Source organism: Paenibacillus sp. J22P277, assembly GCF_059383675.1.
Genome location: NZ_JBXENS010000017.1, coordinates 23,275 through 45,240, shown reverse-complemented (window position 1 = coordinate 45,240; position 21,966 = coordinate 23,275). Strand labels below are relative to the sequence as shown.

At 59.3% G+C, this 21,966-nt stretch carries 17 protein-coding genes; 16 read left to right on the top strand and 1 reads right to left on the bottom strand.

Annotated elements, in window-relative coordinates; translation table 11 throughout:
- The 11 genes from AC50YL_RS35710 to argH all read left to right on the top strand — a co-directional run.
- On the top strand, positions 1-480 hold a 480-nt coding region (locus AC50YL_RS35710), incomplete at its 5' end, for an IMP dehydrogenase (RefSeq protein WP_494838151.1).
- A 187-nt stretch (positions 481-667) separates the two neighbouring features.
- A complete protein-coding gene (secA, locus tag AC50YL_RS35705; protein WP_494838150.1) occupies positions 668-3,175 on the top strand; it encodes a preprotein translocase subunit SecA in 2,508 nt (835 codons plus the stop codon).
- A 58-nt stretch (positions 3,176-3,233) separates the two neighbouring features.
- Positions 3,234-4,347, top strand: a protein-coding gene (gene prfB / locus AC50YL_RS35700; protein ID WP_494838148.1) for a peptide chain release factor 2 whose coding sequence is annotated in 2 segments (ribosomal slippage) — positions 3,234-3,305 and positions 3,307-4,347 — 1,113 coding nt in all. Because the reading frame shifts where the segments join, the coding sequence is not laid out codon by codon here.
- Between the two features lie 219 nt (positions 4,348-4,566).
- A complete protein-coding gene (locus AC50YL_RS35695) occupies positions 4,567-5,406 on the top strand; it encodes a YitT family protein (RefSeq protein ID WP_494838152.1) in 840 nt (279 codons plus the stop codon).
- 131 nt (positions 5,407-5,537) lie between these two features.
- On the top strand, positions 5,538-6,587 hold the full coding sequence (gene argC, locus AC50YL_RS35690) for an N-acetyl-gamma-glutamyl-phosphate reductase (protein WP_494838147.1): 1,050 nt from the start codon (positions 5,538-5,540) through the stop codon (positions 6,585-6,587).
- 39 nt (positions 6,588-6,626) lie between these two features.
- Positions 6,627-7,868: a bifunctional ornithine acetyltransferase/N-acetylglutamate synthase gene (gene argJ, locus AC50YL_RS35685; protein WP_494838146.1), complete on the top strand. Its 1,242-nt coding sequence runs from the start codon at positions 6,627-6,629 to the stop codon at positions 7,866-7,868.
- Positions 7,869-7,893: 25 nt separating this feature from the next.
- Complete coding sequence (argB, locus tag AC50YL_RS35680; RefSeq protein WP_494838145.1) at positions 7,894-8,682, top strand: acetylglutamate kinase; 789 nt, start codon at positions 7,894-7,896, stop codon at positions 8,680-8,682.
- A 55-nt stretch (positions 8,683-8,737) separates the two neighbouring features.
- Entirely contained in the window at positions 8,738-9,952 is a 1,215-nt protein-coding gene (gene argD, locus AC50YL_RS35675; RefSeq protein WP_494838144.1) for an acetylornithine transaminase, read from the top strand.
- Between the two features lie 17 nt (positions 9,953-9,969).
- Positions 9,970-10,929 carry an ornithine carbamoyltransferase gene (gene argF, locus AC50YL_RS35670; RefSeq protein WP_494838143.1) on the top strand — a complete coding sequence of 320 codons (960 nt, stop codon included), beginning with the start codon at positions 9,970-9,972 and terminating at the stop codon, positions 10,927-10,929.
- A 344-nt stretch (positions 10,930-11,273) separates the two neighbouring features.
- Entirely contained in the window at positions 11,274-12,509 is a 1,236-nt protein-coding gene (locus AC50YL_RS35665) for an argininosuccinate synthase (protein ID WP_494838141.1), read from the top strand.
- A 155-nt stretch (positions 12,510-12,664) separates the two neighbouring features.
- Positions 12,665-14,080, top strand: coding sequence for an argininosuccinate lyase (argH, locus tag AC50YL_RS35660; protein ID WP_494838139.1), 1,416 nt, complete (start codon positions 12,665-12,667; stop codon positions 14,078-14,080).
- A 185-nt stretch (positions 14,081-14,265) separates the two neighbouring features.
- On the opposite strand, the gene AC50YL_RS35655 is transcribed toward argH, so the two are convergent.
- A complete protein-coding gene (locus tag AC50YL_RS35655; RefSeq protein ID WP_494838137.1) occupies positions 14,266-15,750 on the bottom strand; it encodes a VanW family protein in 1,485 nt (494 codons plus the stop codon).
- Positions 15,751-15,982: 232 nt separating this feature from the next.
- Between AC50YL_RS35655 and ftsE the strand changes: the two genes are divergently transcribed.
- From ftsE to AC50YL_RS35630, 5 genes are all read left to right on the top strand, one after another.
- On the top strand, positions 15,983-16,669 hold the full coding sequence (gene ftsE / locus AC50YL_RS35650) for a cell division ATP-binding protein FtsE (RefSeq protein ID WP_494838136.1): 687 nt from the start codon (positions 15,983-15,985) through the stop codon (positions 16,667-16,669).
- Positions 16,659-17,576 (top strand): permease-like cell division protein FtsX, encoded by a 918-nt coding sequence (ftsX, locus tag AC50YL_RS35645; RefSeq protein ID WP_494838134.1) that lies wholly within the window; start codon positions 16,659-16,661, stop codon positions 17,574-17,576. Before ftsE ends, ftsX begins: the two co-directional genes overlap by 11 nt.
- A gap of 12 nt (positions 17,577-17,588) precedes the next feature.
- The gene (locus tag AC50YL_RS35640; RefSeq protein WP_494838133.1) at positions 17,589-18,764 is read left to right on the top strand and encodes a murein hydrolase activator EnvC family protein; all 1,176 of its coding nucleotides are present in this window, start codon (positions 17,589-17,591) and stop codon (positions 18,762-18,764) included.
- A 143-nt stretch (positions 18,765-18,907) separates the two neighbouring features.
- Positions 18,908-20,377, top strand: coding sequence for a S41 family peptidase (locus AC50YL_RS35635; protein WP_494838131.1), 1,470 nt, complete (start codon positions 18,908-18,910; stop codon positions 20,375-20,377).
- Between the two features lie 120 nt (positions 20,378-20,497).
- On the top strand, positions 20,498-21,799 hold the full coding sequence (locus tag AC50YL_RS35630; RefSeq protein ID WP_494838130.1) for a PDZ domain-containing protein: 1,302 nt from the start codon (positions 20,498-20,500) through the stop codon (positions 21,797-21,799).
- Positions 21,800-21,966: the final 167 nt, after the last annotated feature.

The following is a 21,966-nucleotide window of genomic DNA, read 5'->3' as shown; positions in this document are numbered from 1 at the left end:
GTAGAAGGCGACATCGTGAACGTGTACAGCGTAGCAACGGGCGGCACGGCCATCGGCACGGCAACGGTAGCTGCCGATGCCACTTCCGCAACGGTCACGATTGAACAAATCGGTGCGGCTGCAGGAACGGTTTACGTGAGCGTGAAGAGCGAAGACAAGCTGGAGAGCGCAAGAACGGCGAAAACGTACGATACGGAAATTAGCGCTCCCGCATTGGCTGCCAATATCGTGGTGCTTAATAACGACGGCGAAGACGATATCGTTAGAGTGACCGGTTTGGCCGCAGGCGATGTCGTAACCGTGTATGATGCCGCGAAGGGCGGTACGGCTATCGGTACGGCGACGGTCGCGAGCGGAAAAACATCCGTAAATGTATCCATCGAACAGCTTTCCGTCGGTGCCGGCAAAGTGTACGTCACGATTACGAAAGCTAACAAAGCAGAGAGCACGGTTGTAATTAAAGAGTACATTGCCGAGTAAGATCGGTATCATGTAAGTCGCAGCTCCTTGGCTTCTGTAATCAATTACAGAAGCCAAGTTTTTTTTGTTCTCCGATAACTATGTAAATGCAGGAAATCACCCATGCTCCCGGGCCACTAACATTGCGGGAACAGCCGCAAACTGTTACAATTTATGCAAACAGGCGTAACATCGAAAGGGGAAGACCATGCTCGGACTTGTAAAGAAATTATTCGGAGACGCCAACGAACGTGAGATTAAGCGTCTTATGCGTACGGTAGAGGAAATCAATGGCTTGGAGGCGCAGATCGCTCAGCTTTCGGACGAGGCTCTTCGAGAAAAGACGGTGGAGTTCAGAGCCCGTCTGGAACAAGGAGAGGATATCGACGCGCTGCTCCCGGAGGCGTTCGCCGTTGTAAGAGAAGCATCCAAACGCGTGCTGGACAAGCGGCACTACGACGTGCAGCTGATCGGCGGGATGGTGCTGCATGAAGGGCAAATCGCCGAGATGAAAACCGGTGAAGGTAAAACGCTGGTAGGAACGCTGGCCGTTTATCTGAACGCGCTCCTCGGCAAAGGCGTTCATGTCGTCACCGTCAACGATTACCTCGCGATGCGCGACAGCGAACAAATGGGCCAAGTGTATACGTTTCTAGGCATGACCGTCGGCTGCAACCTGCACGGCCTCTCGCATGACGAGAAGCAAGCGGCGTACGCATGCGACATCACATATGGCACGAACAACGAATTCGGCTTCGACTACCTGCGCGACAATATGGTGTTGTATAAGGAACAAATGGTACAACGCCCGCTTTATTTCGCGATCATTGACGAAGTGGACTCCATTCTCGTCGATGAAGCGCGTACCCCGCTCATCATTTCCGGCCAAGCGGCGAAGTCGACCGAAATGTACTTCGCGGCAGACCGTTTCGTGCAGCGGATGAAAGAAGAAGACGACTTCACGGTTGACATCAAGCTGCGCACCGTCACGATGACGGAAGCGGGCGTCGAGAAAGCCGAGAAAGCGTTCGGCATCGAGAACTTGTACGACCATGCGAACGTGCTCATCAATCATCATATCCAACAGGCGCTCAAGGCGCATGTCATCATGAAGCGCGACGTAGACTATGTCGTGCAGGAAGACGAAGTCGTCATCGTCGACGAATTTACGGGCCGTTTGATGGCAGGCCGCCGTTACAGCGACGGGCTGCACCAAGCGATCGAGGCGAAAGAGCAGATCAAGGTGCAGAACGAGAGCATGACGCTCGCGACGATCACGTTCCAGAACTACTTCCGGATGTACCGCAAGCTGGCCGGCATGACCGGTACGGCGAAGACGGAGGAAGAAGAATTCAAGAAAATTTACGGCCTGGAAGTCATTCAAGTGCCGACGAACCGGAAGAACATCCGGGACGATATCGCGGACGTCGTCTACAAGACGGAGAACGGCAAGTTCAAGGCCGTCGTCGAGGAGATCGTCAAGCGCCATGCGAACAGGCAGCCGGTGCTGGTCGGTACGGTTTCCATCGAGAACTCCGAGAAGCTGTCCGAGTTATTGAAGAAACGCGGTATCGAGCATAAGGTTTTGAACGCAAAGTACCATGCCGAGGAAGCGGAAATCATCTCGCGCGCGGGTCAGTCGAACTCGGTGACGATCGCGACGAACATGGCCGGCCGCGGTACGGATATTTTGCTCGAGACCGGCGTCGACGGGATCGGCGGTTTGCACATCATCGGTACGGAGCGCCATGAGAGCCGCCGGATCGATAACCAGCTCCGCGGTCGTGCCGGACGTCAAGGCGACCCGGGCTCGTCGCAGTTCTACCTGTCCCTCGAGGATGACCTCATGCGCCGTTTCGGCTCGGAGAACATCATGGGCATGATGGAGCGCCTCGGTTTCGAGGAAGACCAACCGATCGAGAGCCGTCTGATCTCGCGTGCCATCGAATCGGCCCAGAAGCGGGTCGAGGGCAACAACTTCGATCAGCGTAAAATCGTCCTGCAATACGACGACGTCATGAACCAGCAGCGGGAGATCATTTACAAGCAGCGCCGCGAAGTCTTGTTCTCCGAGAACATCCGCGAGATCGTCCTGGAGATGATCAAGCCGATCATCACGAAGATCGTGCAAGCGCATTGCCCGTCCGACGACATTCCGGAGAACTGGGAGCTGCAAGAGATCGTCGATTACGCCGAAGGCAATTTCCTGAACGAGGGCATGCTCACGAAGGATGACCTGTGGGGCAAGGAGCCGCAGGAAATCATTGATTTCCTCTACGAGAGCGTCATCGGCCTGTACGATCAGCGCGAAGTGGAAATCGGCACCGAAACGATGCGCGAATTCGAGAAGGTCGTCGTGCTGCGCGCGGTAGACAGCAAGTGGATGGATCATATCGACGCGATGGATCAATTGCGTCAAGGGATTCACCTTCGCGCCTACGGCGGCACGGATCCGCTGCGCGAATATCAATTCGAGGGCTTCGAGATGTTCAAGGAAATGATCGAGAACATTCAAGAGGAAGTCACGAAATACATCATGAAGGCGCATGTCGAGAACAATCTGGAGCGCCAAGAGGTGGCCAAGGGCCAAACGGAATCCGGCGGCAGCAGCGAGAACGCGCAGAAACGCCCGGTCCGCAAGGATGAGCGCGTGAAGCGCAACGACCCGTGCCCTTGCGGCAGCGGCAAGAAATACAAGCAATGCCACGGACAATAAGCCCGGCTTTCGCATAAAGTAAGGGCAATGAACCGAATGTTGAGGTGAAGCGATAGTCATGTTAGATATCACGGTGAAGCAAGATCTGCGTGAAATGGCGAAGCGTCTCCAAGAACTCAGGGGGTCTCTTTGACTTAGATATTAAGCAAGAGATGATCTTGAACTTCGAGGAAAAGATGAGCGCCCCCGATTTCTGGGACGACAACGAGCGCGCGCAAAGCACCATCGCCGAGCTCAATGCCGTCAAATCCGTCGTGGACCAATACGAACGGATGAGCGCCGAGCACGAGGACCTGCAGACGATGCTGGAGCTGGCGGAAGAGGAAAACGACGAGGACATGGACGCGGAGCTGAAGAAGAGCGTCTCGGACCTCGTGGCGAAAGTGAGCGAGTTCGAGCTGCAGCTGCTGCTGAACGAACCGTACGACAAACTCAACGCCATTCTCGAACTGCATCCCGGCGCCGGCGGCACGGAGTCGCAGGACTGGGGTCAGATGCTGTACCGGATGTACACGCGCTGGGCCGAGAAGCACGGCTTCAAAGTGGAGCTGCTCGATTATTTGGCCGGGGACGAGGCAGGCATCAAGAGCGTCACGATTTCCGTCAAAGGGTACAATGCATATGGATACCTGAAGGCCGAGAAAGGCGTACACCGGCTCGTGCGGATATCCCCGTTCGATGCTTCGGGACGCCGGCATACGTCCTTCGTATCCTGCGATATCATGCCGGAGATCGACGACGACATCGAGATCGACATCCGCAGCGAGGATTTGAAGGTGGATACGTACCGGGCGAGCGGCGCCGGCGGACAGCACATCAACAAGACGGAGTCGGCCATTCGGATTACGCACGTCCCGTCCGGCATCGTGGTGTCCTGCCAAACGCAGCGTTCGCAGATCCAGAACCGGGAGCGCGCGATGCAGATGCTGCGTTCCAAGCTTTACGAGCGCAAGATCGAAGAACAGCAGAAGCATCTCGCGGAGATTCGCGGCGAGCAATCCGATATCGCATGGGGCAGCCAGATCCGCTCCTATGTGTTCCATCCGTACAGCATGGTGAAGGATCACCGGACCTCGGTGGAAACCGGTAATGTCGGAGCGGTCATGGACGGCGATTTGGATATCTTCATCGACGGTTACTTGCGCAGCAAGATCCGCCACGACGAGAATTAGGCGCGAGCGGCATGCATAGGCGAGGCAAAGAGTTCCGACACTGATAAGTGTTGGAACTCTTTTTTTATGAGAACGGCGACGATAAAGGGGCGGAATACGGTCATGGCCAATCAATCGGATGAAGGGCAGCAATCGAAGCAACAGGGAAAGGAGCGGCTCGACGCAGCCGCGAAACAGCTCATTCGCGCCGAGCGGATCCGTAAACGAAAATCGCGCGTCATGAATGCCAGGACGGAAGCCATGCTTAGCGTGGCATTCCTGCTGGCGGGCTCCTTTCTGATAGCCGTCAGCTTCAATGTCTTTCTCGTTCCGCTCGGCATCGCGGCCGGCGGCGTTTCGGGAATCTCGATACTCGTGAATTACGAGACGGGCTTTCCGCCTGCGTATACGCAGTGGGCGCTGAACGTGCCCCTGTTCCTGCTTGGCCTCTGGCTGCTCGGCAAGCGGTTCGCGCTCAAGACGGCGCTCGGCTCGTTCGTGCTGCCGTTATTCGTGCTGCTCACGTCGCATTGGAAACCGTTGACGGACAACGCGATGCTGGCATCCATTTACGGCGGGATCGGCGTCGGGGCAGGCTTAGGGCTCGTATTTCGCGGCAAAGCGTCCACGGGCGGCCTTGATCTGGCGGCGCAGCTGCTCCACAAGTTCACCAACATACGCCTCGCATTGGCCGTTCCGGTTTTCGACGGCTTGGTGATCGCGGCCGCGGGCATCCTGATCGCGCCGGAGAATGCGCTGTATGCGCTCGTGGGCTTGTTCGCGACAAGCAAAACGATCGACTTCGTGCAGACGGGGCTCGCGATATCGAAGGTCGCCTTCATTATTTCCGGGCGGCCGGACGAGATTACGCAGGTCGTGCTGCATGATTTGGACCGCGGACTGACGAAACTGGACGGGCACGGGGGCTATACGGGAGAAGCGCGGACGGTGCTGATGGTCGTGGTCGGCAGGGGGGAGGTCTCGAAGCTGAAAAGCCTCGTCAGGGCGACGGATCCGAGCGCGTTCGTGATCATCAGCGACACGGCGGAAGTGCTCGGCGAGGGCTTCAATTTGCCCTAAAAACGACCGATTTTATCGTTGTATTTATATGAATTCGTATGTATAATAATACAGAACAAAAGCTATTTCCACGATCCTTCGCTTTGTGTACAATGAATTACTAGGAAGGATAAGGATGGGAGAGAACGGACATGAACACAGTGGTAAAAGCAGCGATTATCGGATCGACCGGCTACGGCGGCGTAGAGCTGATCCGGCTTCTGGCGGGTCATCCGCAAGTGGAAGTCACGTCGGTCGTATCCTCATCGAGCGCAGGCGCTCCGATCGCGGAAGGATATCCGCATTTAACCGAAATTCGCACCGACCTGCTGGACGACGTCGATCCTGCGCTGATCAAGAGCAAGGCGGATGTCGTGTTCATCGCGACTCCTTCGGGCATCGCGGCCAAGCTGGCCCCCTCGCTGCTGGCGGAAGGCTTGAAGGTCATCGATCTGTCCGGCGACCACCGGCTGAAGGAGCGTTCGGACTACGAGACGTGGTATAAGAAGCAGCCGGCCGAGCAGGAGTACCTGGACAAGGCGGTATTCGGGCTGTGCGAAGTATACGGCGAGTCCGTGCGCGGAGCGGACTTCGTGTCCAATCCGGGCTGCTATCCGACGGCGACGCTGCTCGGTCTCGTGCCTGCGGTGAAGGCGGGCTTCATCGATCCGGCTTCGATCATCATCGATGCCAAATCCGGCGTTTCCGGGGCGGGCCGCGGCGTGAACCTGGGGCATCATTTTGCGGAGATCAACGAGAATTTCAAAGCGTATAAGCTCAACCAGCATCAGCATATTCCGGAAATCGAGCAGGTGCTGACGGACGCGTCGGGACGCAAGATCGTGACGACCTTCTCGACGCAGCTGATTCCCATCACGCGGGGGATCATGAGCACGATGTACGCCAGCATGACCGGCACTTATACCAACGAAGATTTTATTTCGCTCTACCGTAATTACTATGAAGGCCGCCATTTCGTGCGCATCCGTCAGGACGGCACCTGGCCGGCGACCAAGGAAGTATCAGGCTCGAATTACTGCGACATCGGCTTTGCCGTCGATGCGCGCACGGGTCGCGTCACGATCGTATCGGTCATCGACAATCTCGTGAAGGGCGCCGCCGGGCAGGCCATACAGAACCTCAATCTGATGATGGGCTGGGACGAGACGCTGGGGCTTCGATTCGTACCGGTGTATCCTTAACATAGAACCACTACGCGCAAAAGGAGAAGCGATTGAACAATGGGACAGGGGAATGCATCCGCATCATACACGGTCGTGCCGAACGGCTCGGTCACGACCCCCAAAGGCTTTAAAGCCGCCGGCCTGCACTGCGGCTTGAAGAAAACGACGCGCCACGATCTCGGCGCCATCGTCTGCGACGTACCCGCGGCGGCGGCCGGCGTGTACACGACGAACGTGTTCCAGGCGGCGCCCATCGCCGTCACGCGCGAGAGCATCGGCGCGGGCGGCAAGCTGCGCGCCGTGATCGTCAACAGCGGCAACGCCAATGCATGCACCGGCAAGCAGGGCGATGCCGACGCGTACGAGATGCGCAGCGCGTTCGCGGACGCGATCGGCGTGCCGGCGGACCAGGTAGCGGTCGCCTCCACGGGCGTCATCGGCGAGCTGTTGAAGATGGACCGGATACGCGGCGGCATCGCTGAGCTTCCGGCCCGATTGGGCGATTCCTACGAAGCGGCGGACGACTTCTGCCAAGCGATTCTGACGACGGACCTCGTCAAGAAGGAAGTATGCGTCGCCGTAACCGTAGACGGCCGGACCGTACATATCGCGGGCGCTTCCAAAGGCAGCGGCATGATCCATCCCAACATGGCGACGATGCTCGGCTTCGTGACGACGGATGCGGCCATCGGCAGCGAGACGTTGCATAAGCTGCTGCGTCAAGCAACGGACCTCACGTTCAACATGATCACGGTGGACGGCGATACGAGCACGAACGACATGCTGGTCGCGATGGCGAGCGGATTTGCCGGCAACGACGAGCTCACGGAGAGCCATCCGGAGCTCGCCGCGTTCGCGGAAGGACTTCGTTACGTATGCGAAGCGCTGGCCAAAGCGATCGCGCGCGACGGCGAAGGCGCGACGAAGTTGGTCGAGGTACAGGTGCGCGGGGCGGAGAACCAGACATCCGCGCAAGCGATCGCGAAGACGGTCATCGGTTCGTCGCTCGTGAAATCAGCCGTATTCGGCGCGGACGCCAACTGGGGCCGGATTATCGCGGCCGTAGGGCGGGCAGGCGTGCCGGTCAACCCGGAGACGGTCGACATCGCGCTCGGCGAGATCGTGACGCTCGCGCAATCCCGTCCGGTAGCCTTCGACGAAGAAGCGGCGCTGGCGTACCTGAAGGGCGACACGGTCGTCATCTACGTCGACCTGCATATGGGCGAAGGCCATGCGACGGCATGGGGCTGCGATTTGACCTACGATTACGTGCGCATCAATGCGGCGTATCGGACTTAATCGGCAGAGAGGAACGGAAGCAACCATGGATACGCGGTTTGTCATGAAATGCGGCGGCAGCACGCTGGCGGCGCTGCCGGCTTCTTTTTTCGAGGATTTGCGGGACTTGCAGGCGCGGGGCGTGAAAGCGGTCATCGTGCACGGCGGCGGACCGGCGATCTCGGAGACGCTCGGCAAGCTCGGCATCGAGAGCGAGTTCGTCGGCGGTCTGCGCAAGACGAGCAACGAGGTGCTGGACGTCGTGGAGATGGTGCTGGCGGGGCGCATCAATAAGGAAATCGTTCGCCGCATCCAGCAGAGCGGCGCGAAAGCGCTCGGTCTCTCCGGCGTGGACGGGGAACTCATTCAGGCGAAGCCGGTGGCGAACGCCGCCGAGATCGGCTTTGTCGGCGACGTCACGGACGTGAACGCGGCGATCATCGAAGGCGTCATGGGCATGGGCTATATCCCGGTCATCGCCCCAATCGGCATCGACGCGGCGGCGCAGCGGTACAACATCAATGCCGACACGGCGGCAGGTGCAGTCGCATCCCATCTGGGCGTGGAGCGGATGATCGTCGTGACCGACGTGCCGGGCATCCTGAAGACGGTGGACGGCGAGAAGCGGGTGCTTCCGTCCGTGACCGTGGAAGAGATCGAAGCGATGATCGCGAGCGGCGACATCTACGGCGGCATGATCCCGAAGGTTCGCGCGGCGATCGCGTGCATTCAAGGCGACGTCAAGGAAGTCGTGATCGTGAACGGCGACTTGCCCGGCGTGCTGAGCAAGGTCGTGCTCGAAGGCGGCATCGGAACGCGGATCGTACGGCAATAATCAACTTATTTCGATTTCATTTCGATTTTATTTCCATTGAGAGGGTGAACGTAAGATGAGCGAATTGAACAAAATCGCGGCGGCAAACGAGGGAAGCTCGCTGTTCCCGACATACGCGAGATATCCGATCGCTTTGGTGAAAGGCGAGGGCAGCTGGCTGTGGGACGACCAAGGGAACAAATATTTGGATTTCATGTGCGGTATCGCGGTGACGAATCTCGGCCATGCGCCGAAGCCGGTGAAGGACGCGCTCGTGAAGCAGCTCGATGAGCTGTGGCATGTCTCGAACTTGTTCCACATTCCGAACCAAGAAGCGGCCGCGAAGCTGCTCACGGACAACAGCCACGCGGACGCGGTGTTCTTCTGCAGCACCGGCGCGGAAGCGAACGAAGCGGCCATCAAGCTGGCGCGCCGTTACCAGCAGAAGGTGAAGGGCAACGGACGCTACGAGATTCTTACGTTTGCCCAATCGTTCCACGGACGGACGCTCGCGACGCTGACGGCGACCGGCCAGGAGAAAGTGAAGGAAGGCTTCCTGCCGCTGCCGGAAGGCTTCCGTTATATTCCGCTGCATGACGTCGACGCGCTGGAGGCGGCGATCACGGACAAGACGGCGGCGGTCATGATCGAGACGATTCAGGCGGAGGGCGGCGTCGTGCCGGTCGATCCGGCGTACTTGCAGCATCTGTCGAAGCTGTGCAAGAAGCGCGGCGTCCTGCTGATCTTCGACGAGATTCAGACGGGGATGGGACGCACGGGCAAGCTGTTCTCGTTCGAGCATTACGGCATCGAGCCGGATATTTTCACGCTCGCGAAGGGGCTGGGAAGCGGCTTCCCGGTCGGCGCAATGCTGGCGAAGGGCGAGCTGGCCGAGGCGTTCTCGGCGGGCAGCCACGGCTCGACGTTCGGCGGCACGCCGATCGCGACGGCCGTCGTGAAGGCGACGATCGAGACGCTGCTGAGCGAGAACGCGGCGAGCCGCGCGGCGGAGACGGGCGAGTACCTGATGAACGAGCTGCGCGACAAGCTGGCCGGCAATCCGTTCGTGAAGGAAGTGCGCGGCAAAGGCTTGCTCGTCGGCATTGGTTGCAGCGGCCCCGTGGCGCCGATCGTCGCGGAAGGCCAGAAACGCGGGCTGCTGGTCATCACGGCCGGTCCCGACGTTGTGCGCCTGCTGCCGAGCCTGCTCGTGTCGCGCGAGGAAGTCGACCAAGCGGTAAGCATTCTGACTTCGATTTTTGCGGACCAAACGGCTGCGGCGCAGTTGTAATGAAAGGAGAGGCTTCCATGTCTCAACTCTTGAAAGAAGAGCTCGCGGTGAGTTTGAAAGGCCGCGATTTTATAGAATTGACCGATTATACGCCCGATGAAATCCGTTACCTGATCGATCTCGCGATCGAACTAAAACGCAAATTGAAAGCGGGCGAAACGCATCATCCGCTCAAAGGCAAGACGCTCGGCATGATTTTCGAGAAGTCGTCCACGCGCACGCGCGTGTCGTTCGAGGTCGGCATGTACCAGCTCGGCGGCCAGGCCTTGTTCCTGAGCCGCAACGACCTGCAGATCGGTCGCGGCGAGACGGTATCCGATACCGCGCAGACGCTGTCGCGTTATCTGGACGGCATGATGATCCGGACGTTCGCGCACCGCACGGTCATCGAATTGGCCCGCGCCGCGACGGTGCCGGTCATTAACGGCCTTACGGATCTGGCGCATCCGTGCCAGGTGCTGGCCGATTATCAAGCCGTGCTGGAGCACAAAGGCCGTTTGGAAGGGATCAAGATCGCCTACATCGGCGACGGCAACAACATGGTACACTCGCTGCTCATCGGCGCGGCGAAGCTCGGCATGCACATGTCGGTGGCGACGCCGGAAGGCTACGAGCCGGACGAGGATATCGTCCGCATGACCAAGGAATACGCCGCCGAGACGGGCGCGCGCATCCACGTCTGCCGCGATCCGCGCGAAGCGATCGAAAGCGCGGACGTCGTGTACACGGACGTGTGGGCGAGCATGGGCTTCGAAGCGGAGCAAAAGGAACGCGAGCTCGCGTTTGCGAACTACCAAGTCAACGAAGCGCTCGTGAGCCGCGCGAAGAGCGATTTCATCTTCATGCACTGCCTGCCCGCGCACCGCGGCGAAGAAGTCAGCGAAGGCGTCATCGACGGCAAGCACTCCATCGTGTTCGACCAAGCGGAGAATCGCCTGCACGCCCAAAAGGCCATCATGGCCGCCATCATGGGTTAACGGCGTTAAATATTAAATGTTAGATGTTCAGGTTCAGAGTTATGGTTCACGGTTCAAGAGCTTCTACCGGTGAACTTGTCTTTCGATTAAGCTTATGGCTTTGCACTGGCTGGCCATAAGCTCTGGCCTTTCTGCCCCAGCTCCCTCCGGGAATTCATCAAGAAATGCCCGGAGGGCGGGACGGAATCACAGCAACGAAGTGTTCGCCTGTGTAATCGGATTTTAACCGCTTAAGCTTTTATATGATAAAAAATCCGATTACAACAGCGAGCGAAGATCCGTTCCGCCCGCAGGGCATGCACTGTAGAACTTCCCGAAATTATTATTCTTTAAGGAGCGTACTCATGGCAAAGGAAAAAATCGTTCTGGCCTACTCCGGCGGTCTCGACACGTCGGTTATCCTAAAATGGCTCAAAGAAACCTACGACGCGGAAATCATCGCCTTCACCGCCGACATCGGACAGAAGGACGAGCTCGACGGCCTGGAAGCGAAAGCGCTCGCGACCGGCGCGTCCAAAGTTTACATCGACGACCTGCGCGACGAATTCGCGCAAGACTTCATCTATCCGATGTTCCAATCCGGCGCGCTGTATGAAGGCCAATACCTGCTCGGCACGTCGATCGCGCGTCCGCTGATCGCCAAGCGCATGGTGGACATCGCGCGCGCGGAAGGCGCGACGGCCATCGCGCACGGCGCGACGGGCAAAGGCAACGACCAAGTGCGCTTCGAGCTGACGGCCGCCGCGTTGGCGCCGGATATCGCCGTGATCGCGCCATGGCGCATCGAGGAGTTCCGCGAGCAGTTCCCGGGCCGCGCCGAGATGATCGCGTATGCCGAGAAGCACAATATCCCGGTACAAGCATCCGCGGCGAAGCCGTACTCCATGGACCGCAACCTGCTCCATATCAGCTTCGAGAGCGGCGTGCTGGAGGATCCGTGGTTCGATCCGAGCAGCGACGAGAACAAGGGCATGTTCGTTCTGTCCGTAGCGCCCGAGGACGCGCCGGATCAATCCGAATACGTCGAGCTGACATTCGAAGCCGGCAATTGCATCGCCGTGAACGGCGAGCAGCTGAGCCCGCTTGCGGTCATGGAGAAGCTGAACGAGCTGGGCGGCAAGCACGGCATCGGACGCGTCGACATGGTCGAGAACCGGTTCGTCGGCATGAAGAGCCGCGGCGTATATGAGACGCCGGGCGGCACGATCCTCTTCGCCGCGCACCGCAAGATGGAGTCGCTCACGATGGACCGCGACGTCATGCATTTGCGCGATTCCCTGATTTCCAAATACGCTTCGCTCGTCTATAACGGATTCTGGTTCGCGCCCGAGCGGCTCGCGCTGCAAGCGCTCGTGCTCGAAAGCCAGAAGAACGTCACCGGCGTCGTCCGCCTCAAGCTGTACAAAGGCAACGTGATCGGCGCGGGCGTGAAGAGTCCCGTCAGCCTGTACAACCCGGACATCGCGACGATGGAAGCCGATCCGTCCAAAGCCTACGACCAAGGGGACGCGACCGGCTTCATCCGCCTGAACGCGCTTCGCCTGAAAGTTTCCTCCGGCGTGGAGCAAAGCAAGCCGTAATAAGGAATTGAAGGGGTCCGCGCAGTCGGGCCAATGAAATCATATAGCCGTACCCCTCGGTCCGCGCGAACCTTCGAGCTGACCCGGACCGGCGCGCCATGCCGGTCCGGGTCGTTCGGCAGCACGGCACGAAACGACAAAGGAGTGCACCGCTTGTGAGTAAATTATGGGGCGGCCGGTTTACGAAGAAAACCGACCAGCTGGTTGAAGAATATACGGCATCGATTACGTTCGACAAAGAATTGGCGGAAGAAGATATTCAAGGCAGCGTGGCGCACGTGACCATGCTGGGCAAGCAGGGCATCCTGCCGGCCGCGGACGTGGAGACGATCAAGGACGGCCTGCACCGCGTTTTGCAGCGCATCAAGCGCAACGACCTCGAATTTTCGATCTCCGACGAAGACATTCATATGAACATCGAGAAGACGCTGATCGATGATGTCGGTCCGGTGGGCGGCAAGCTGCACACGGGCCGCAGCCGCAACGACCAGGTCGCGACGGATATGCATTTGTACCTGCGCAAGCGCGTCGTCGAATTCGTCGACATGCTGCAGAAGCTCCAGGGGGCGCTCGTCGCGCAGGCGAAGGCCAACCTCGATACGATCCTGCCGGGCTATACGCATCTGCAGCGCGCGCAGCCGATCCTGTTCGCGCATCATATGATGGCGTACGTCAGCATGTTCGGCCGCGACATCGAACGGCTGCAGGACAGCTACAAGCGCGTGAACATGCTGCCGCTCGGCGCCGGCGCGCTGGCGGGCACGACGTTCCCGATCGACCGCCATTTCGTGGCGAGCCAGTTGAAGTTCGACCGGGTATACGAGAACAGTCTGGACGCGGTAAGCGACCGCGATTTCATCCTCGAATTCTTGTCGCAGGCGTCGATCATCATGATGCATCTGTCGCGCCTGAGCGAAGAGCTCATCCTGTGGTCGAGCACGGAGTTCCATTTCGTGGAACTGGACGATGCGTTCTGCACGGGCAGCAGCATCATGCCGCAGAAGAAGAACCCGGACGTGCCGGAGCTTGTCCGCGGCAAGACGGGCCGCGTCTACGGCAATCTCGTCGGCCTGCTGACCGTGCTCAAGTCGCTGCCGCTCGCGTACAACAAGGACATGCAGGAAGACAAGGAAGGCATGTTCGATACGGTCCGCACGCTGCAAGGCGCGCTTCAGCTGTTCGCGCCGATGATCGCGACGATGAAGGTCAACAAGGACCGGATGCGCCAAGCCGTCAATCAGGACTTCTCCAACGCGACGGACATCGCCGACTTCCTCGTGGGCAAAGGCCTGCCGTTCCGCCAAGCGCATGAGGTCATCGGCAAAACGGTGCTGTATTGCATTCAGCAGGGCAAATATTTGCTCGACCTGACGCTGGACGAATTCAAGCAGTTCTCCTCGTTGTTCGACGACCGGATCTACGCGGTGCTGCAGCCGGAAAACGTCGTGAACGCCCGCAACGTCTACGGCGGCACGGCGACGGCGCAGGTCGCGGAAGCGATCGCCCGCGCGGAGGTAGAACTCGCGGGAACCGCGGCTTGGGTCGCGGAGTACGCGGAGCGCAGCCGCTAACGGGAAGCGCGGATGGAACAAAGCCCCGCATGGTGCTGACTTTAAAAGTCGGCCCATGCGGGGCTTTTTGTTGTTTCGAATGACAATGGCTGACGATGGCATAAGCCGATGACGCGCAGCACTGCCCGAAATGCGGCACGGTCTCGACAGCAGCATCGCATCGATTAGCGCCAACGATCGATCGTTTACTCCGACACGCCGTCTTCCAGCAACGGCTTCTGATGGTCCAGCTGGCCGCCCGGCGAAGATTGTTCGGGCGCGATCGCGTACACCGACGGCTGCGCCTTATAGGTATCCCGCGAGATCCGGTCGGTCGAGACGACCTTGCCGTTCACGAGCTTCGAACGGTAGGTCTCGACGACGTAGCCGGCTTTGCCGGGGGTGAGCAGCAGGCGGGAACCCGGATGCAGGGAGGCGCGCGCGACTTCCTTGACCGTCGGCGAGATCGTGCGAATGGTCTTGGACGAAATGGCGTAGTTGACGTTTTGCGGCATGGTGCCGAACAGCTTCACGGTCACCTGCCGGTCCGCCACCTCGGTGCGGATGACGAGCGTTTTGCCGGTCGTGTTCTTGAATCGGAAATTAATGGCGCCCTCCGCGAAGGTCGCATCCTGGCCAAGGGGGAGATAGGCGACGGGCAGCGAATGGTTGCGTCGCTCGACCAGCTCGAGCCCGGCCCGCAGCACCGCGTTGTACAGCGTGCTGGAGACTTGGCAGATGCCGCCGCCGACGCCCTGCACGAATTCGCCGTTCAGGATGACGGGCGCCGCGCGGTAGCCGTATCGTTGGTTCGTGGCCGCCACGACCTTGCTGTAATCGAACACTTCGCCCGGCGCCAGCACCCAGTCGTTCAGCGTGCGCGCGGTCACGCCCACGTTGTAGGCGCGCCCGGCGCCGCTCGTCCTGTAGGTCGTCGAGAAGGAGGCGATCATCCGGTCGACGCCCTCGGCTTTCAAACGGTCGAGCGTAACGCCCGGGTGGATGACCTTGAGCGCGACGGGCATGGAGATCGGCTTCAAGACCGCGCTCCAATCTTGTCCCAGCGTTTGCTCCACGGCCTTCACCGCTTGCTTGTACATGGCGTCCGCGTCGAGATGGCGGACGTCTTTGTGCGGCGTGTAGACCACTTTATCGTCGGCCGTAATCGTTCGTTTCGCGTTCTTGGGCTCTCCGGCGTTCAGATACCCCCACTGGCTCTTCATCTGCTTCGCGAATTTCGCCTGATTCCAGCTGACGCCGATGACCAACTGCTCGGGGAAATGCCAGCGGGCCTTCGCGCGTTCCATGACGCTGCCGTTCTCCAGCGTGGCGATCGCCGCCTCCGCGGCCTTCGTGTCGACGGTCAAGCCCAGCTCGGCCAACGTCCAAGACTTTTGCCTGGTGCCCGCCGGACCGTCGCTAACGGTCAAACGGAGCTTTTCCAGCGCGGTCTTGCGTTCGCTCAGCTTCTGCTTGGCGGCGGCTATGTTCAGGCTGCCGAGATCGACGGCGGCCCCGCTCTTTAGCGGGGTGAGGCCTTTTCCGACACCCGTGCCGTCTATCGTGAGGGAGAGTTCCCTAGGCAAGATATGCTGCGAGGCATACACCCATATGCCGCCCCAGCCGGCGGAGAACAGCAGCAAGCCAAGCACGATCAGCGTCCAGATCAGATGGAGCCGTTTGGTTTTCAATACGCGTCATCTCCTTGGGCGGGCTTCGTTCATGTATATGCACGTCCAAGCCGTTTTTTGCCAACGGGTTTCTCATTCCGAACGTTTGTCGAAAAATCTACGTTCGTGACCCCGTCGCCCCTGATTCCAACATGAGAAAAATTAAAAAAATGCAGAATGTGGGACTTTCGTAGAGGATTTAGCATCCTTCTGTCGAATAGGATTAAGCTGACTATCTACAGGATGTGATACCGTGATCGAGCTTCAAGACATTTGGAAAACGTACGCAGACGGCACCCATGCGCTTCGCGGCGTCTCCGTTCTCATAGAACGCAATGAATTCGTTTACCTGGTAGGGCCTTCCGGGGCTGGAAAATCGACGTTCATGAAACTGATCTACCGCGAGGAAATTCCGACCAAAGGGCAGATCTCCGTCAACGGATTCAATATCGGCAAGCTCAAGCCGCGCAAAATCCCGTTCGTGCGCCGCAACATCGGCGTGATCTTCCAGGATTACCGGCTGCTGCCGAAGCTGACGGTCTTTGAAAATATCGCCTTCGCCATGGAAGTCATCGAAGCGCCCAAACGCATCATCAAGAAAAGAACGATGGAGGTGCTCGAGCTCGTCGGCCTGCGCGGGAAGCACGGCAGCCTGCCGCAGCAGTTGTCCGGGGGCGAGCAGCAGCGCGTCGCCATCGCGCGCGCCATCGTGAACAACCCGTCCGTCATCGTGGCGGACGAGCCGACGGGGAACCTGGATCCCGAGACCTCGTGGGGCATCATGAACCTGCTGGAAGAGATCAATTTCCGCGGCACGACCATCGTCATGGCTACGCACAACAAAGAAATCGTCAATACGCTCCGCAAACGCGTCATCGCGATCGAGAACGGCACGGTCGTGCGCGACGAAGTGAGAGGAGAGTACGGCTATGAAGCTTAGCACCCTCTTCCGCCACTTCCGGGAAGGCGTCAAGAACGTGGTGCGCAACGGGTGGATGACCTTTGCCTCCGTCAGCTCCATCGTGATTTCGTTGTTCATTCTCGGCGTCTTCCTGCTGCTCGCGATGAACGTCAACAAGCTGGCCGACCAGATCGAAAGCCAGGTTCAGATCCGGGTCTATCTGCAGTTGAACACGCCGGCAGCCAAGATCGACGAGCTCAAGACCGCGATCGGCAACATCACCGAAGTGAAGCAGGTGACGTTCGTCTCCAAGGAGCAAGGGCTCGAGGAGCTGCGCAAAAGCATCGGCGCCGACGGCACGGAGCTGCTCGAAGGCTACGACAAGACCAATAACCCGCTGCCGGATTCCTTCACGGTCGACGTCTTCGATCCGCAGAACATCGCGTATGCCGCGAAGAAGATCGACGCGATCGGCAGCGCGGACGGGACGAAGCCGTTTTCAAGCGTGAAGTACGGGAAAGGAACGGTCGAGACGTTGTTCAAAATCACGAACGCCGTCCGCAACATCGGCCTTGTCATCGTCGCCGGTCTCGGCTTGACCGCGATGTTCCTCATTTCCAACACGATCAAAATGACGATTCTGGCACGCCGCCGCGAGATCGGCATCATGAAACTCGTGGGCGCGACCAACAACTTTATCCGCTGGCCGTTCTTTATCGAAGGCGCGCTGATCGGCATACTGGGCTCGGGCATTACGATCGCCGCCCTGCTGTTCGGCTACTCGCAGCTGGTCGAAGCCTCCCAGTTCGATTTGGGCTTGATGATGATCAAGCTGGTGACATTGAAGGACGCAGGCCTTACCGTTTCGGCGATCACGCTCGGACTCGGCATGCTGATCGGCATCTGGGGCAGTACCTTATCCGTACGGAAATATTTGAAAGTGTAGGTGACTGTGAACGTGAAGAAGGGTTTGCTGGTTCTCGCGATCATCGTTTTGGCGGGATACATCTTTCAACCGACGAAGGGCGAGGCTTCCTCGCAACTGGATAAAATCAATCAACAGCTCGCGCAGGTCCGCAAGGAAATGAGCGCGGCCACGCATAACCGCAACCAGGCGGACAAAGACAAGGAATACATCCTGCAGATGAAAGACAAGACGGCGAAGTCCGTCAATGAAATCGTCTCCCAGATCAACGAGGTCGGCGGGCAGTTGAACGACGTTCAGTCGCAGATCGACGACAAGGAAGCGCAGGTCAAGCAGACGGGAGCGGATCTCGAAGCCGCGGAAGCGCGCCTCGCGACGCAGGACAAGCTGCTGCAATCGCGCGTTCGCCTCATGTACACGAACGGGGTCGTATCCTATCTGGACGTGCTGCTGAGCGCGACGAGCTTCAGCGATTTCATCGATCGGATGGATTCGCTGTCGTCCATTCTGGGTCAGGACCGCGACATTCTCGCCAGCCGCAAGCAGGATAAGGCGCTGGTGGAAGTGAAGAAGCTCGAGGTCGAGAAATCGCTGGCCGAAGTGAAGACCATGTACGGCAAGCTTGCGGATTATCATGATCTCCTGAAGGACAAGGAGAAGCAGAAGGAAGTCATGGTGCTGAAATACAAGAGCCAAGCGGACGACCTTGACGAGATCAGCGAGGATCAGGAAGATCTGCTGATCCAGCTGGCGAAGAAAGTATCCGACCTCGAAGCCAAGAAGAACACGCTCAAAGTGTATTACAACCCCGGCGGCAAGCTTGGCATGCCGCTTAAGGCAAGCTGGCACCTGAGCTCGCCGTTCGGCTACCGCATTCATCCGATTACCGGCGCGAAGAAGCTGCATACCGGGATGGACATGGCGGTGGCGAAAGGCACGCCGATCTACGCGGCCGAATCCGGCGTCGTCATCGTCGCCCAGTGGTGGAGCGACTACGGCAACTGCGTCATCATCGATCACGGCGGCGGTTTGTGGACCGTATACGGCCATATTCGCGACGGCGGCATTAAGGTGGAGAAGGGCCAGCAGGTGAAGCGCGGCGAGAAAATCGCGGAAGTCGGCAGCACGGGCATGTCGACGGGCAACCATCTCCACTTCGAAGTGCGTTTGAACCAGAAGGCCGTTAATCCCGCGCCGTACTTGAAATAAATAACGGGCCCGAGCCGACAGGCTCCATGCCGACAGACAACGCCGCACCCGAGAGCAAATAATTGGGTGCGGCTTGTCATATACTAGGAAAGTTGGGAATATTGCTGCGGGCCGAACGGGCCGGCTCATGAAGGGGTGTTGACGTGCAGTTTAAAGGACGAACAGTGGCGGCGTTTATTTTGCTTACGATGGCGGCTTCCGTGCTGGTCACGCTAACGGTTGCGGACCGCTTTGTCGCGATCGGGAGCGAAGGGACGGCGGCAAGGGCGGCGTCATCGGAATCGTCCGGACAATACGGGCTCAGCGAGAAGGAGCTCCGCAAAATGAATACCGTGCTCGGCTTGATCGAGACGAAATATTTTCGCGACGTGGACCGGACGAAGGTAATGGACGGCGCGATCAACGGGATGATGGAAGCGCTCGGCGATCCCTATTCGGTGTATATGCAGAAGACGGTGGCCAAGCAGTTTTCCGAGACGATCGAGGGCTCGTTCACGGGCATCGGAGCGGGCGTTCAGATCAAAGAGGGCAAAATCACCGTGGAATCGGCGATCAAAGGATCGCCGGCGGAGCGGGCGGGCGTGCTGCCGAACGACGTCCTCGTGTCGGTCAACGGCGAGAAGCTTACGGGCCTGTCGCTCAATGACGCCGTGGCGAAGATTCGCGGACCGAAAGGCTCCAAGGTCAAGCTCGTCATTCAGCGCGCGGGCATGTCTCAGCCGCTGTCGCTGACGATCGTGCGCGACGACATCGATTACGAGACCGTCTACGCCCATTTGCGCGACGACGGCATCGGCGTCATCGAGATCCGCCAATTTTCGCTGAATACGGGAGACCGGTTCGCGGAAGAACTGGACAAGCTGGAGAAGCAGCATATGAAGGCGCTCATCATCGACGTGCGGGGCAATCCCGGCGGCGTGCTGCCGGTCGTCGTGTCCGTCGCGCAGCCGTTCGTGCCGAAAGGGCAGCCCATCGTCCAGGTGGAGGATAAGAGCGGCCATCGGGAGAAAACGGTGTCGAGCGGCACCGGCAAGGCTTATCCCGTCGCCGTGCTCATGAACAAAGGCAGCGCGAGCGCCTCCGAAGTGCTGGCCGGCGCGCTCAAGGAAGAAGCGCATGCCGTGCTTATCGGCGAGACGTCCTTCGGCAAAGGCACGGTGCAGGTCAGCTACGACAAACAGCTGGCCGACGGCAGCCTGATCAAGATGACGATCGCCAAATGGCTGACGCCGCTCGGCAACTGGGTGCACGAGAAAGGCCTGAAGCCGGACGTCGCCGTGCAGCCGCCGGATTACTATACCGCGGCGCGCATGTCCAAGGAGAAGACCCTGGTGCCGAATACGATCGACGAAAACACGAAGAGCCTCCAGATCATGCTGGCCGGGCTCGGTTACAAGGTCGACCGCAAGGACGGCTATTATAGTGCGGCGACGGTCAGCAGCGTCAAGGCGTTCCAGCTGAAAGCCGGACTTCCGGTGACGGGCAGCGCGGATAAAGCGACGGCCGAGAAGGTGGAGGAGCAGCTCATCGCGAAGATTCGCGACGAGAGCAGCGACACTCAGCTGCAGAAGGCCGTCAGCGTGCTCAAAGGCAAGCTCGGCGTGGCAAATTAATCCGGCAGGAGATCGAAGCGCCGGCGTCGAATAAGAAGGAGGTTGGAGTTCCGCCGCATGCGGGACCCGCCTTCTTTTTTATTTGCGATAGCGTCGGAACAGGGAACGAACATTCGGGGAATGAAGGGATTGGAAGCGGCTATGGATTTGCTTCGGCTGGCTGGATCGGCGGCTCTCGGATTGCTGCTGTCTCCGTTTTATTATATTGGCGTGCTTCTCATCATGCTGCAATATTTTCGGCAAACGCGGCTTGAACGCAAATTGTTTCATGTACGGCTTCATGCATGGCCGAATCAATTGGCGCGAACGATGCTTGCGGGTTTGATCGTCGGCGTGCTGCTCTCCTGCGCGGGCTTGTTTCTAGGCGTGACGGTCGACGGGGAAGCGGTGCTTTGGCTGTGGGGAACGGCCATCGTGCTCTTGATCGTGCGCGTCCGTTATCTTTGCTTCGCGTACAGCGCGGGAATGCTGGGCTTGCTTCAATGGGGACTGGCCTGGACTTCGTTCGACGCGCGGGGCGATTGGATCGGATCGGCTGCGCGGTCCGTCGGCGGACTCGACATACCGGGGCTGCTCGTGCTTGTCGCGCTGATGCATATCGCGGAAGGGCTGCTGGTCCGTTGGCAGGGGGCGCGATTCGCGAGCCCGCTCTTCCTCGAGGGCAAGCGGGGCAAGCTAGTCGGCGGTTACATGCTGCAGGGTTACTGGCCGGTGCCGATGCTGCTGCTTGTGCCCGCCGCCGCCGGGAGCGGGGACGTGACCTTGCCGTGGAAGCTGCTGTTGGACGGCGGCGCGGCGTGGAGCCACGGGGTGACGATGATCGGGTTTCCGATGATGATCGGATTTACGGAGCTGACGCGGACCATGCTTCCGGGCTCGAAAGCGCGAAGCTCCTCGAAGGCGCTGTTGGTCTACGGCGTCATTGTCGGCGCAGCGGCCGTGACGGCTTCCTTCTGGTCGCCGTTCATGTTGGCGGCAGCATTATGCGCGCTGTTGCTGCATGAAGCGCTGGTCGCCGTCAGCTATTACAAAGAAGACGCGAACATGCCGCTGTACGTAAACGATGATCGCGGATTGCGGATCTTGGCCGTCATTCCGGGCACGCCCGCGGAAGCCATGGGCCTGCAAGCGGGGGAGATCATCCAGAAGGTGAACGGCGTACCGGTTCGGTCGAAGGAAGACCTGCATGCCGCGCTGCACATCAACTCGGCGTTCTGCAAGCTCGAGGCGGTCAATCTGGAGGGTCATGTCAAATTCGCGCAGCGCGCGCGTTTCGCGGGCGAGCATCACCAGCTCGGCGTCGTGCTCGCGCCGGACGATCAAGCGGGTTTTTACGCCGCGGCTTCGCCGGCCTCGCTGTTCGATTTGCTGCGCAAGCGCACGGCGAAGAGCCGCAACCGTTCGACGTCGGCTTCGCTGTAACGGCAGCATGCAAAGTCCCGGCCTTTGTCGCATCCGCGGCAAGCCGGGGCTTTTTTCATACGCCCCGAGGGGGCAATTGCCGCTTATGGAAAGATGAACCGCGCATTGCATCGCAAGGGGTAAAACGGTATAATAAGCAAGAATGGGAACACATATTCTTATGTAAG

What these genes read in the sequence shown, in the direction of transcription:
- argB (WP_494838145.1), top strand. Translation starts at nt 7,894, where the DNA reads ATGGATACGCGGTTTGTCATGAAATGCGGCGGCAGCACGCTGGCGGCG.
- argC (WP_494838147.1), top strand. Translation starts at nt 5,538, where the DNA reads ATGAACACAGTGGTAAAAGCAGCGATTATCGGATCGACCGGCTACGGC.
- AC50YL_RS35665 (WP_494838141.1), top strand. Translation starts at nt 11,274, where the DNA reads ATGGCAAAGGAAAAAATCGTTCTGGCCTACTCCGGCGGTCTCGACACG.
- argF (WP_494838143.1), top strand. Translation starts at nt 9,970, where the DNA reads ATGTCTCAACTCTTGAAAGAAGAGCTCGCGGTGAGTTTGAAAGGCCGC.
- AC50YL_RS35630 (WP_494838130.1), top strand. Translation starts at nt 20,498, where the DNA reads ATGAAGGGATTGGAAGCGGCTATGGATTTGCTTCGGCTGGCTGGATCG.
- AC50YL_RS35695 (WP_494838152.1), top strand. Translation starts at nt 4,567, where the DNA reads ATGAATGCCAGGACGGAAGCCATGCTTAGCGTGGCATTCCTGCTGGCG.
- secA (WP_494838150.1), top strand. Translation starts at nt 668, where the DNA reads ATGCTCGGACTTGTAAAGAAATTATTCGGAGACGCCAACGAACGTGAG.
- argD (WP_494838144.1), top strand. Translation starts at nt 8,738, where the DNA reads ATGAGCGAATTGAACAAAATCGCGGCGGCAAACGAGGGAAGCTCGCTG.
- ftsX (WP_494838134.1), top strand. Translation starts at nt 16,659, where the DNA reads ATGAAGCTTAGCACCCTCTTCCGCCACTTCCGGGAAGGCGTCAAGAAC.
- argJ (WP_494838146.1), top strand. Translation starts at nt 6,627, where the DNA reads ATGGGACAGGGGAATGCATCCGCATCATACACGGTCGTGCCGAACGGC.